The 12,621-nt window shown below is 61.4% G+C and carries 8 protein-coding genes; 1 reads left to right on the top strand and 7 read right to left on the bottom strand.

The features are described from left to right. Positions 1–456: 456 nt before the first annotated feature. The 5 genes from AC3WWR_RS21425 to AC3WWR_RS21405 all read right to left on the bottom strand — a co-directional run bounded on the left by AC3WWR_RS21425 (position 457) and on the right by AC3WWR_RS21405 (position 7,541). A complete protein-coding gene (locus AC3WWR_RS21425; RefSeq protein ID WP_020796408.1) occupies positions 457–2,154 on the bottom strand; it encodes an AMP-binding protein in 1,698 nt (565 codons plus the stop codon). Between the two features lie 71 nt (positions 2,155–2,225). After that, positions 2,226–3,317: a thiolase C-terminal domain-containing protein gene (locus tag AC3WWR_RS21420; RefSeq protein WP_020796407.1), complete on the bottom strand. Its 1,092-nt coding sequence runs from the start codon at positions 3,315–3,317 to the stop codon at positions 2,226–2,228. A 64-nt stretch (positions 3,318–3,381) separates the two neighbouring features. Next, positions 3,382–5,199, bottom strand: a complete 1,818-nt coding sequence (locus AC3WWR_RS21415; protein WP_083349037.1) for an SDR family oxidoreductase — start codon at positions 5,197–5,199, stop codon at positions 3,382–3,384. A 22-nt stretch (positions 5,200–5,221) separates the two neighbouring features. Next, the gene (locus AC3WWR_RS21410) at positions 5,222–6,364 is read right to left on the bottom strand and encodes an acyl-CoA dehydrogenase family protein (RefSeq protein WP_231989923.1); all 1,143 of its coding nucleotides are present in this window, start codon (positions 6,362–6,364) and stop codon (positions 5,222–5,224) included. 31 nt (positions 6,365–6,395) lie between these two features. Further along, a complete protein-coding gene (locus AC3WWR_RS21405; protein WP_020796404.1) occupies positions 6,396–7,541 on the bottom strand; it encodes an acyl-CoA dehydrogenase family protein in 1,146 nt (381 codons plus the stop codon). Between the two features lie 185 nt (positions 7,542–7,726). Here AC3WWR_RS21405 and gfa point away from each other — a divergent pair, with 185 nt between their 5' ends. After that, on the top strand, positions 7,727–8,305 hold the full coding sequence (gene gfa, locus AC3WWR_RS21400; protein ID WP_020796403.1) for an S-(hydroxymethyl)glutathione synthase: 579 nt from the start codon (positions 7,727–7,729) through the stop codon (positions 8,303–8,305). 108 nt (positions 8,306–8,413) lie between these two features. On the opposite strand, the gene AC3WWR_RS21395 is transcribed toward gfa, so the two are convergent. Both AC3WWR_RS21395 and AC3WWR_RS21390 read right to left on the bottom strand, forming a co-directional pair. After that, positions 8,414–9,244 carry an SDR family oxidoreductase gene (locus AC3WWR_RS21395; RefSeq protein ID WP_083349036.1) on the bottom strand — a complete coding sequence of 277 codons (831 nt, stop codon included), beginning with the start codon at positions 9,242–9,244 and terminating at the stop codon, positions 8,414–8,416. A 493-nt stretch (positions 9,245–9,737) separates the two neighbouring features. Further along, positions 9,738–12,419, bottom strand: coding sequence for a winged helix-turn-helix domain-containing protein (locus tag AC3WWR_RS21390; protein ID WP_083349035.1), 2,682 nt, complete (start codon positions 12,417–12,419; stop codon positions 9,738–9,740). Positions 12,420–12,621 lie beyond the last annotated feature (202 nt).

Genomic DNA, 12,621 nt, shown 5'->3' with positions numbered 1-12,621 from the left:
TGACCACGCATGACGTGAGCCTTGCGCAAGGGTGACGCGGAGCGTCACGGGATGCATTCCCACGCGGAGCGTGGGAATGATCATGTGCGCGGCAAACTGGCCGATGTTACGCAGCGCGGGTATTGGATCGTTCCAATGCTCCGCGTGGGAACGATCATGTGTGCGGCAAACAGGCCGATATTACGTAGCGCGGGTATTGGATCGTTCCCACGCTCTGCGTGGGAACGCCGCCAGGGACGCTCCGCGTTCCGCTGACCACGCATGACGTGAGCCTTGCGCAAGGGTGACGCGGAGCGTCACGGGATGCATTCCCACGCGGAGCGTGGGAACGATCATGTGTGCGGCAAACTGGCCGATGTTACGCAGCGCGGGTATTGGATCGTTTCCATGCTCTGCGTGGAACGAGCAATAAAAAAGCCGACCCAAAAGTCGGCTTACTTAAGTGGCAGCGGGGCTTTACTCAAAAACAACCTTGCAGCGGCTGGCGTCCCAGGCTTCGATCTGGTCCTGATAGCGCTCCTCGATCAGACTACGGCGGATCTTCAGGGTCGGTGTCAGCAGCGCATTGGTGACGGTCCAGGGTTCGGCCACCACCACCAGGGCGCCCAATTGCTCATGCGCCTCGAACAGGGCGTTGACCTCAGCCAGGAAAACCTCGAGCTCAGTGGCAACCTTGTCGCGACCTTCGGCGGTGGCGAGTGCGGCGCGGGTATCAGGTGAAACATTGAGCAAGGCCAGCGGCTGCGCCAGGCCAACCCCAGTGACACACGACGCCTCGACACGCGGATGATTGCCCAGTTTGGCTTCGATAGGGACAGGCGCGACGTACTTGCCCTTGGCGGTCTTGAACAACTCCTTGACCCGTCCGGTGATACGCAGGCGCCCTTGCTCATCCAGTTCGCCACGGTCACCTGTGCAGAACAGACCGTCGCTGGTGTAGCTCTGGGCGGTCAGATCGGGTTGCTTGTAATAGCCCAGCATCTGCGCCGGGCTTTTCACCAGGATTTCGTTATTGTCACCGATACGACATTCGACACCCGGGATCGCCGCCCCAACGTAACCAACACGCACCTGGCCCGGCAGGCTGAAGTGCGAGGTGCCGAAGTTCTCCGACATGCCATAGCCTTCCAGCAGCTCAAGTCCCAACTCACGGTACCACTCCATCACCTTGACCGGCAGCGGCGCGGAGCCGGACAGGCCGGTATGCACCTGGTCAAGCCCAAGGGCCGAGAGAATCTGCACCTTCATCAGCTTGCCTTCCACCGGATCGGCGAAGACGGCGGCCTGTCTGGCAGGATCGATCCGCTCGTTGATGCCCTGATAGAACTTGCCCCACAACCTGGGCATGGACAGGAAAATCGTCGGGCGCGCTCGGCGCAGGTCATCACTGAAGGTTTCCAGGCCCAGGTTGAAGAACACCCGGCAGCCGCTGTACAGCGACACCGCTTCCACCACCGCCCGTTCGGCGGTATGGGCCAATGGCAGGTAGGACAATAGCCGATCATTGTTGCTCGTGCCCTTGCCGTTGGCATACATGCAACCGGTCACCGCCGGTGCGGCGTACATGGCGCCGAAGCTGTGCATCACACCTTTGGGAGCGCCGGTGCTGCCCGAGGTGTAAATGATGGTGGCAAGTTCGCCTGGCACGGCTTCGACCACCGCTTGCAGGGGCGCGGTACGGGCGATGATCTGATCCCAGGGTTCACCCTTGCCGCAGCTGGACATAGGCAAATCGATCAATGGCAAATCGGGCGGAATCGAAGCACAAACGGCGTTCCAGCCCGCCACTTCGCCCTCAAGGCGTCCGACGAAAAGCAGCCGAACTTCAGCATGTTCCACCACGTAACGCACCGTGTCGCTATTGGCAGTGGTGTACAGCGGGACGCTGACATGCCCGGCCATCCAGATCGCCAGGTCGGCGATGATCCAGTGGGCGGTGTTCTTGCCGTAGATGCCAATGGAAGACTTCGCCGGCAAGTCCAGGCTCTGCAGGTGAGCAGCCATGCGCCGCGCCTGGTCGCCCACTTCACGCCAGCTGTAGTCTTGCACGCCGCCATCGGGCAAGGGCTGGGTCAGGTAGATGGCATCTGGCGTGCTGTGCTCCCAATGAAGGAAGCGATGCAACAGTGTCGGGTGCTTATTATTGTTGTTCATGACAGATCCTGCATTTGAAGGGAGGTGTCCCACCCATTTGAATTATTCTTTTCGTAACCCGTCGCGGCACCTTACCCGCGCTGAAAAAGCGTAGTGGTCACCGTGCCGTCGTCACCCGTCTGATGCTGCAGCGCCAGTTGCGCATCGGCTACCTGGCGTCGGCCGGCGCTGCCACGCAGTTGGTGCACAAGCTCTATACATTGCGCCAGGGCGCTCGCCGCCGAGGCTTGCCCCAAGGTCAGCAAGCCACCGGAAGGATTGATGACCAGGTTGCCGCCGTAGGTATTGTCGCCGTCTTCGACCAGTTTCTCACCGTAGCCTTCGGCACAGAAACCCAGCGCTTCGTAGAGTAACAACTCGCTGACCGTGCTGAGGTCGTGCAGTTCGCAAACATCAACCTCCTGCGGCCCCCTGCCCGCTTGCTCATACAACTCACGAGCGGCGGCCACGTTGACCTCATAGTCGACACCGGCGAAGGTCGCCCCCTGATCGTTCACTTGCTGTGGGGTTACACAGGCCTGGGCTACGACTTGAACCAGCGCGCCGTTGCCGTGGCGCCTGGCAAATTCACTGGAACACAACAAAACCGCTGCTACACCTGAGCTGGCCCAGGCCACCTGCGGATGGGTTAGTGGATCGGCGATCATCTGCGCCTGCAATACACGATCGAGCGTCAGAAGGCTATTGAACGCGACCAGTGGATTGAGCGCGGCATGCTGGCGCGCCTTGACGGCGATCATGGCGAAGGTTTCTCGTCGAGCCAGATAACGCGCCATGTACTCCTGAGCCACGGCGCCAAGCCGTTCAAGCCCGAGGGTTGGCGCAGGCGCGCCCTCGATACCCAGCACCAGAATGCTTTCCGCCTGCCCGAGGAGGATGGCCTGGCAAGCGCGTGCAAACAACGCGCTGCCATCAGCGTCGTTCGGTGCAAAGTGAAAGAGCGGGACTTGCGCAAGCCCTGCTGTTTGCAGAGCACGCTGCAAGGTCACACCATCCATCGCGCCTGTAACGGCATGGACCGCCGCAATATTGCTTGCGGACAAACCGGCGTCGGTAAGCGCCTGTCCTATCGTAGTGCCGATCCGTACGTGCGCATCGGGAGCCAGCGCGGCTGGACTGAAGGGCGACATACCTACGCCAATCACATTGACGCAACGTTGCATCGTGCTCTCCTGAAATAGAAAAACTGCCGCTTACCGTTCATGTAAGCGGCAGGTGGCCAGGCAATCAGGCCGGTACGGACTCGAACAATTCGACCGCACCATTTTTCAATACGACAACGTCACGCTCGACCGCACGCATCTCGACGATGATGCGCGTCGGCGACTCACGCCACATACGGGTTTCCAAGGTGTCGCCGGGCATCACGATGGCGGCGAAGCGCGCGCGCACGCTCTTGAACAGACGCGAATCGTTACCGCAGAACGCCTTGATCACATGGCGACCGAGGTAGCCGAAGGTGCACAGGCCATGCAGGAACGGTTTCTCGTAGCCGGCCTTGGCGGCATAGTCCGGATCGATGTGCATCGGGTTCCAGTCCCCGCACAGGCGATACAGCAGCGCCTGGTTGACTTCGGTCTGGTCCGCCAGCACCGCATCGGGTTCACGATCTGGCGCTACGTTGATCTCTTCGCTGGGCACACGTTGCAGCCCAGCACCCGGCACGCCAGGGTAGAAGCCCGTCACTTCGTTGTAGAACAGCGGCGTGCCGTGCTCGTCGGTGGTCTCGATGGCCAGGATGGTGACGGTGCTCTTGCCTTTGTCGATCGCCGACTTCAAGCGCATGCTGTGCTTGAGCTTGGCTTTAGGGGGCAAGGGACGATACATCACGGTGTATTGTTCGCCATGCAGGCCTTTGGCGAATGGCACGTTCAGGCCTTCCAGCTGTGGCTCGCCGGACTTGGCGGCACGCAGGAACACTTCGGTCGCCGGCAACACGGCCATGGTCGGCAGTACACGGAATTCATCACCGAGGAACTCGTTGACGTACTTCAACTCATCGCGGTCCAACGGGTCTTTGGCAGCGCCTACGGCCAGGGCATAGAGCGCGGCATCGTTCTGGTCGTACTCGGTTTCGAGGTGGGAGACAGCGTTGGCTGCCACTTCCATATCAACGAAAGCATTGCCACCCTTGGCAGGCGACTCCATGCGTGTAAACAGCTCTTTGAGTCCATCGGCGCCGTCGGTGTGATGAACGCTGCGCTCATCGAAATGAGTGATGCGCGTCCAGTTATCGCGAACCAGTTCCGGGCTCAGGGTATTGGTGTGCAGGAACCGGCCGTGGGAACGCTCCCAACGGTATTTCGCATGGAAGCCGCCACCGACCTCGAACAGGCCGCCGGTGTCTGTGCACTCCTCGCTGCACAGCCAACCCACCAGCGGCGCGCAGTCTTCGACTTTGACTTTGTCGTGCAGCTCCTGGGGGAACAGCCCGCTGGCGATCACCATGCGTGAAGCGGCGACCGGGGCAATGGTGTTGACCCGGATGTTCTTGCTCGCGCCCTCGATGGCCAACGAGTTGGCGAAACCGATCAAGCCCGACTTGGCGGTGGAATAGTTGCACTGGCCGAAATTACCGAAGATGCCGGCGCCGGATGCGGTCATGATGATGCGCCCGTAGCCTTTTTCACGCATGATCGGCCACACGGCGTGGGTCAGGCGGAAGGCGCCCTTGACGTGCACTTCCTGGATCAGGTCCCACTGCTCTTCGGTCATCTTGTGGAACGAACTGTCGCGCAGGACGCCGGCGTTGTTGATCAGGATATCGACCGTGCCAAACACCTCGAGCGCGGTGGCGACGATTTTCTCGCCCTCGGTCACCGAGTGGTAGTCGGCGACAGCCTCGCCACCCATGGCGCGGATCTGCGCAACTACTTCATCGGCCGCCGCGCTTGAACTGCCCAGGCCTTCGGTGCTGACGCCCAGGTCATTGACCACGACCCTGGCACCCCGCGAACCCAGCAGCAAGGCGTGGGCGCGTCCCAGGCCGTTGCCGGCGCCGGTGACGATGGCAACTTTGCCGTCAAAGCGAATTTCTTGAGACACGTTTGCTCTCCTATGATCGCGCTCACAACGTGCGAGCGATGATTTCTTTCATGATTTCGTTGGTGCCACCCCAGATCCGGTTGCCACGGGTGTCGAGGTACAACCTGGCAATCGGGTATTCGGTCATGTAGCCATTGCCGCCATGCAGTTGCAGGCACGCATCGACCACACGGCTGCTGAGCTCCGCGGTCCAGTACTTGGCTACCGCGGCCACTTCGGCTGTCAGTTCGTCGCGCAGCAGCAAGGCCATGCAGCTGTCGATCCATGAGCGGCCGATCTGTATTTCGGTCTTGAGTTGCGCCAGGGTGAAACGCGAGTTCTGGAAGTCCAGCACCGGCTTGCCGAAGACCATGCGCGTACGGGTGTATTCGATGGTGTGATCCAGTGCCGCCTCGGCCTGGGCCTGAAAACCGACGGCGCCGATGATCCGTTCCCACGCCAGGTCATGCATGAGCTGGTAGAAGCCCTGCCCTTGCACGCCGCCGAGCACGTTTTCGGCCGGCACGCGGCAATCGTCGAAGAACAGCATGCTGGTGTCCTGGGCGTGCAGGCCGATCTTTTCCAGCGGCTGCGATCGGCTGAAGCCTTCACGCTCTTTCTCGACGATGATCAGCGAGATGTCCTGGGCGCCCTTGCCACTTTCGCCGGTCTTGCAGACCACCAACGCCAGATCGCAGGACGCGCCATTGGAAATGAACGTCTTGGAGCCGTTGATGATTAACTCGTCACCTTCGGCCCTGGCGCGCGTGCGCACCGCCTGCAGGTCCGAACCGGTGTTGGGTTCGGTCATGGCGATGGCGCCCACGGCTGTACCCGCGATCATTTTCGGCAACCAGGCCTGCTTCTGCGCCTCGGTGCCGTAGTTGAGGATGTAGTTGGCCACCAGGCCGTGCACACCGAAACCAATCAGGCCGGAAGCGCCGGCACGCATGAATTCTTCGGCAAAGACCATGTCGAACAGGCGATCGGCGCCGGGCCCGCCATATTCCTCTGGCATCGAAGGCAAGAGCATTCCCATCTCGCCAGCCTTGCGCCAGACCTCGCGGGGTACGCACTTGTCTTTCTCCCACTGGGCATGGAACGGGTTGACCTGCTGCTCCATGAAGCGGCGGCAGGCGCGTCGAAACTCATCGTGCTCAGTGCTGAACAAGCTACGGGGTATCAGGTATTCCATGGGTAATCCTCTGCAACCCTGATCAGAGCGTGCGCCCGACCAGATCTTTCATGATGTCGTTGGCGCCGCCGGCAATGCGCAGGACGCGGTGATCGAGGTAGTGACGGGCGACCGGGTACTCGAGCATGTAGCCGTTACCGCCATGCAACTGGACGCATTCGTCCACGACCTTGGTGTAGAGGTCCGAGCACCACAATTTGGCCGAGGCCGCCGCTTCGGGGCTGAGGGTGCGCGCCAGGCTTTGCTCCATGCAGCGGTCGACGTAGTTCTGCGACACCGCCAATTGCATCTTCAAGTCGGCCAATTTGAAGCGGGTGTTCTGGAAGGCGAAGATGGGCTTGCCGAATACGCTGCGGCCCTTGGTGTAGTCCAGCGTGCTGTCGAGCACCGCGTCGGCGCCGGCAACGCTGCTGATGGCGATGGACAGCCGTTCCCAGGCCAACTCCTTCATCAACTGGATGAAGCCCTGCCCGGCCACGCCACCCAGCAGGTTTTCCCTGGGCACCCGGACGTTGTCGAAGAACAGCATGGTGGTGTCCTGGGCGTGCAGGCCGACCTTGCGCAAGGGCTGGGACCGACTGAAGCCTGCGCGGTCGGCTTCGACCAGGATCAGTGAGATGTCCTGGGCGCCCTTGCCGGTATTACCGGTCTTGGCGACGACGACCACCAGGTCGCAGTTGCTGCCGTTGGATATGAACGTCTTGGCGCCGTTGATGACGTACTCATCACCGTCCAGCACAGCGCGGGTCTTGACCGCTTGCAGGTCGGAGCCGGTATCCGGCTCGGTCATCGCCACCGCGCCAATGGCCTGGCCTGCCGCCATTTTCGGCAGCCAGGTGTGCTTTTGCTGTTCGCTGCCGAAATTCACCAGGTAACCGGCGACAATGTCATGCACGCCGAAACCGATCAGCCCCGATGCCTGGCCCGCGCGGTAGATTTCCTCGGTGGCGATCATCGAGAAACGCCGATCCAGCCCCAGTCCGCCATAGGCTTCGGGAGTGGTGGCATTAAGCATGCCCAGCGCGCCAGCCCGCTCCCAGATGTACCGCGGGACCCGATGGTCTGTTTCCCACTGTTCGAGGCAGGGTGCACATTCCTCAGCCAGGAAGCGCCGCACGCTGCTGCGAAACTCCTCGTGCTCATGGTCAAACAGGGTACGGGGTATCATCGGTGGTTCTCTCCTTCGGTCGTCGGTCGGCCACCTTTGAAGGGGCTCTGGATCGATCATAGGAGCAGGTTTCGCCGATACGCCCCCTCGGGGAGGGGGGGATTCGTGCATTCGAAAAACACACGGCGCGCTATTCTTTATCTGGGGGCATTTACCTGGGGGCAACCTGAACAGGAGGAGCCCGCATGGCCACCTTGAAACTTCACCCTGCACTGGACAACGGTATCCAACCCGCCGCCGCGAACTTCACCGGTGGCACCCTGCAATGCCTGTGTGCGACCGATAAGGTCGAGGTCCGGATCGATGCACAAACCCTGCATAACCACGCGTGCGGCTGCAGTAAATGCTGGAAACCGCAAGGCGCGATATTCGCCGTCATTGCCGTCGTCCCCCGGGATAAGGTTAGCGTGACTGCCCACGGCGAAAAACTGGCGATTGTCGATGAGACCGCTACCATCCAACGCCACGCCTGCAAGCAGTGTCACGCCCATCTTTTCGGACGCATCGAGAACAAGGACCACGCGTTTTACGGCCTCGACTTCGTCCACACCGAACTCTCCCCACAGAAAGGATGGGCCGCGCCGGGCTTCGCCGCTTTCGTGTCCTCGATCATCGAAACCGGCACACCGCCTGCGCAAATGCCTGCTATCCGTGAGCGCCTGCGCTCGATCGGCCTGGAGCCCTACGACTGCCTGTCTCCGGACTTGATGGACGCACTGGCGACGCATGTGGCTAAAAAGAAAGGCCTGCTCCCCGATGCCTGATTGATCGGCCGCCGCAGTTTCTTCACCGAACTGCGGCCAGGCCCGGCAGTAACGCAATGTGCTGGTGGCATTTTTCCGCGGTGAGCGAACGGGATGGATCGATAGCGATCAGTTTTGCACCGCGTCGCTGTCGTCCACTACGCTGGGCGTCGCGGCGGTGCCTGCCAGGAGGCCGCCGTCGATGTTGAGCTCACTGCCGGTCATGTACGTCGCTTCATCAGAGGCAAGTAGCAGCGCCAGCGCCGCCACCTCTTCGGGCATCCCGAACCTTCGCAGTGGAGTGTCTCGAACCAGTGCAGCCATGCGTTCGTGACGATCCTCGCCGGTGCCCAACATGGGCTCCCACAGGGGCGTGAGGATGGCCGCGGGATGAATCGAGTTGCACCGGATTCTGAGCCCTTGCTCGGCGCAGTACAGCGCCACCGTCTTGGTGTGGTTACGCACTGCGCCCTTGGACGACGCATAGGCCGCGGCGCCCGGAATGCCAACCAGGCCTGACCGGGAGGAGATGTTGATAATGGAGCCTGTTCCGTGAGGCCGCATGGCACGAATGGCGTACTTGCAACCCAGGAATACACCATCGAGATTGGTCCGATGCACGGCGTGCCAGTCCTCCAGGCGCGCATGCTCCGGGTCATGCGCCACGGCACCGTGCTCAAATCCGGTGATACCTGCATTGTTCACCAGCACGTCCAGTCTGCCGCGCTCCTTGAGGATTTGCGTGGTCACTCGCTGCCAATCTTCTTCGCGCCGCACATCGAGGCGCAGATAGCTGGCGCGATCGCCGAGTGAATCTGCAACGGCGCTGCCGAGCTCATCATTGATATCCGTGACGTAGACAAAGCAATCCTCTTGCGCGAAGAGTCGCACGATCGCGGCGCCAATCCCTTGGGCCGCCCCGGTGACGATGGCAGTCTTTGCAGTGAGTTTATTGGCCATGAGTGATGCGGCGACCTTTTTGGTTTGATACTCGGAAAAAGCAGTTACCCCCTCCAACAGGGTTGGCTACCAAAATCGATCCCGAGTATAGACTGCCCTCGCAAAACGCCAGCGGGGGAAGTCATCGGCGCGTCCACGCAACGCACCCCTCCTTTGCCGCGCTGGTGTTTTGCGCTTGGGATCCAGCAGCACTGAGTACTTTGTGGTGAGTGGATTCATCCCCGTTGGACTGCGCAGCAGGCCATCTTTTGGGGCCGCTTCGCGACCCAACGGGGATGAATCCCCTCGCCACAAGTGGAGTGTCAGGTTGGACAACAGCTACAGCTATTGAGACGGATCTATCTGATCCAGCACCCGGTTCGCGGTGATTTTCAAAAGATCGCGGCCTTCGGCAGCTCCTACAGTGGTTGGCGCCGATTGAGATGTAGGAAAAGTCCAACAACTGCGCAAGAAGGTGCATTGACCTGTAGATTTTCAGCCTGGCAACCCCCTGCTACTCAATCAACCCATTCTTGCGCGCCCATGACACTGCATCATAACGACTCGAAACGCCCAGTTTGGCGTAGATGTTCTTCAGGTTCCACTTCACTGTTTCCAGCGAGATGTTTAACGTCAGGGCCACGCGCTTGTTGGCCATCGCCTGGCTGATCAATTCGAGGATGGCCAGCTCCCGCGGCGTGAGCATTGAAGACGCGCCATTGGCCGAAGACTCGCTGGAGCGACCGACGTTTCCAGGACCGAAGCGCTCAAGCAGCGCTCTCAAGTAAATCTCATCCTCACTGGCCAGCGGCTTGCTCGACAGTGCCACGAGCATTTTGCGCAACACTTCGCCTTCGTCGAGGAAGGTGCGCACCAGTCCCAGGCGCCGGCCCAGGGACACGGCTTCCAGCAAGCGCGCTTGCGCCTGTTCGGGCTGCAGCAGGTCGCTTTTCGCGCACGCTTCGAGCAACTGGCCGGTGACCTGCAATTGCCCGCGGCTGAACTTCGTCGCGTAGGTGCCCAGGATAGCCAGGGCTGCGAGCGCCTTGTCCGGGTAGTTGGTGGCCAGCAGCAGACGCGCTTGCGCCAGCGCGGCAATTGCCGGGATGTCTGCCTGGAAGCCCGGGGAGTCGCGGTGTTTATCGGCCAGTACCTGTAGTTTGGCTACCCTGTCGGCGGCCAGTGTCTTGTCGTTTTCCAGCAACGCGATGCGGGCCTGCTCGGCCAGGCAGTGCGCCAGGGCTCGGTCCTGGTTGATGGTGCGAAAGTGTCGTTCCTGGCGTTCCAGAAATGCCATGGCCACGGCGGCGCTGTCCTGGAGCAGGTCCAGGCGTGCCCGGCAAATCGTCGCCCGCAGCATGGTGTCGGGCATGGCCCATTGCAGCAGGCCATTACGGTTGGCGAGGATTTCCCGCGCTTCATCGGTACGGTCCACCTCGCGGTAGACCTCGGCCAGCGTGGCGGCCCCCAGATAGGCACTGGCGGCACGGTGGCCGTGCACTGACACCGCACGGGCCAGTTGTGCCGAACCGATCCGCTCAGCCTCGCGCATCTGGCCGGCCTGCAGGTAACAAAGGGTCCGGGCCCCTTCGGCCACCAACGCCATCTCGCCATTGCGCTCGGCTTCGGGGATGGGGTTGTCATCCAGGCATTGCAGCGCTTCCTCGATGCGTCCGGCCGCCAGGTAAGCGATGGTCAGCAGCGCCGGCGCGCCGAAACGCGTTACGGAATAGTCATCCGGCAACGCCTGGAAATCCTCGAGCAAACCAATGATGGGCTCAGTGCGATCACGCTGCACTTCGATGGCCGCCTGCACCAGCGGCAGTCGATAGGCAACGTCAGCGTGTTGCGCCGCACCACTGCGATGGAACTGTTCCAGCCAGATCTCGGCCTTGGCCGGGCGGGCCGTGAGTGCATAGGCCAGGCAACCGAGAAAGAACAGGCGCGGTCGGGAAAACAGGATGTCCTGCGGCAAGCGGTCGAGCAGGCGTAGCAGCGGGCTTAGCTGACTCAGGCTCCAGGTCGCCGGGGCTGCCCGTTCGATCAGTTGCGCAGCGAAGTCCAGGTCACCTGCCAATGTGGCATGGCGTACGGCCTCGGCCAGCAGCTTGCGCTCGGCGAACCAGTGAGCGGCCCGATTATGCAGTTCGATCAGGGCTGCGCTGTCACGACGGGCGAGCCGCGTGGCCAGGAAATCGCCGAACAATGCATGAAAGCGGTACCACGGCTGACGGTCATCGGCTTCGACGCGAAAGATCAGCAGGTTTTCTTCGTCCAGCCGCTTGAGCATGGCTTGCGCCGAGTTGACGCCGGTAATCGCTTGCGCCAGGGAGGCGTTGAAGCGACGGCAAATACTGACGCTTTCCATGAACTGCGCCAACTCGGGTGGCAGATGGGCCATGACGTCTTCGGCCAGGTAGCTCTGCAGGTCGTCGGAACGCCAGCCCATTTCGCGCAAGGCACCGCGCGATTGCGGGTCGCTGCGCAACAGGATGATCACCAGCTGCAACGTGGCTGGCCAACCACTGGTGAGCTCGTGGATCTGATGGAATTCTTCCGGGCTGAGCTTCAAGGCCGCCAGGCTCTGTTCGAGAAAAGCGCGGGACTCGGCCAGATCGAATGGCAAGGTGGCGCAATCGAGCTCCAGTAACTGCCCGCTCAGGCGCAGCCGACTGAAACTCAACGGTGGACCCACCCGGGACGAGATGACGAAGTGCAGGTTCTCGGGGCTGTGATCCAGCAGCTTCTGCATGAGCTGGTGCGAGCGCGGGTCGCTGACGTGTTGGTAGTCATCGATCACCAGGAACAACTCTTTGTTGATACTGGCAGCGCCTTCGACGATGGTCGCCACCACCTCGTCGATGAACTCCGGCCGCGCGCCCTCCAACGGCACGCCGCTGTCCATGACGATGCCAAGTCGCTGCAACGCGCCACGTAGATAAGCGAAGAAAATCGGCACGTGCTTGTCATCGGCGCTCAGTGCCAGCCAGGCCACCTCCGCTCCGGAGCGCATCATCACCTGCCGCCATTGGGCCAGCAGCGTGGTCTTGCCGAAACCTGGGCTACCGGTTACCAGGCCGACGCGGCATTGCGTCATGCCGCGCAGATCCTCGAGCAGGCGCTCGCGCAGGATGGTCTGGGTACCAATGCGCGGTGGCGCGAATTTGGTCGATACGAGCAGCTTGTCGGTATGCATGTCCTGCCTGGTCTCCGATCCCCAGATCCGTCGAAACAGCGTGAGGCTGGTCGATACGAATCGGCGAGGTATGGCCACATTTATGGCGATTGTCGGATTATTTACCCGAACACCGCTAAAAGACAGCGCGTGTCATGGTTGCGCGCAGGATTGTGGCGGGGAAAACAGACAGCCCACCCCCCACAATCGAGGGGGGCTACCC

This window comes from Pseudomonas sp. EB271-G4-1 (genome assembly GCF_058791355.1).
The sequence above is the reverse complement of the archived record's forward strand: the minus strand, read 5'-3'. Positions and strand labels throughout refer to the sequence as shown.

What these genes read in the sequence shown, in the direction of transcription:
- AC3WWR_RS21390 (WP_083349035.1), bottom strand. Translation starts at nt 12,419, where the DNA reads ATGCATACCGACAAGCTGCTCGTATCGACCAAATTCGCGCCACCGCGC.
- gfa (WP_020796403.1), top strand. Translation starts at nt 7,727, where the DNA reads ATGGCCACCTTGAAACTTCACCCTGCACTGGACAACGGTATCCAACCC.
- AC3WWR_RS21405 (WP_020796404.1), bottom strand. Translation starts at nt 7,541, where the DNA reads ATGATACCCCGTACCCTGTTTGACCATGAGCACGAGGAGTTTCGCAGC.
- AC3WWR_RS21425 (WP_020796408.1), bottom strand. Translation starts at nt 2,154, where the DNA reads ATGAACAACAATAATAAGCACCCGACACTGTTGCATCGCTTCCTTCAT.
- AC3WWR_RS21420 (WP_020796407.1), bottom strand. Translation starts at nt 3,317, where the DNA reads ATGCAACGTTGCGTCAATGTGATTGGCGTAGGTATGTCGCCCTTCAGT.
- AC3WWR_RS21395 (WP_083349036.1), bottom strand. Translation starts at nt 9,244, where the DNA reads ATGGCCAATAAACTCACTGCAAAGACTGCCATCGTCACCGGGGCGGCC.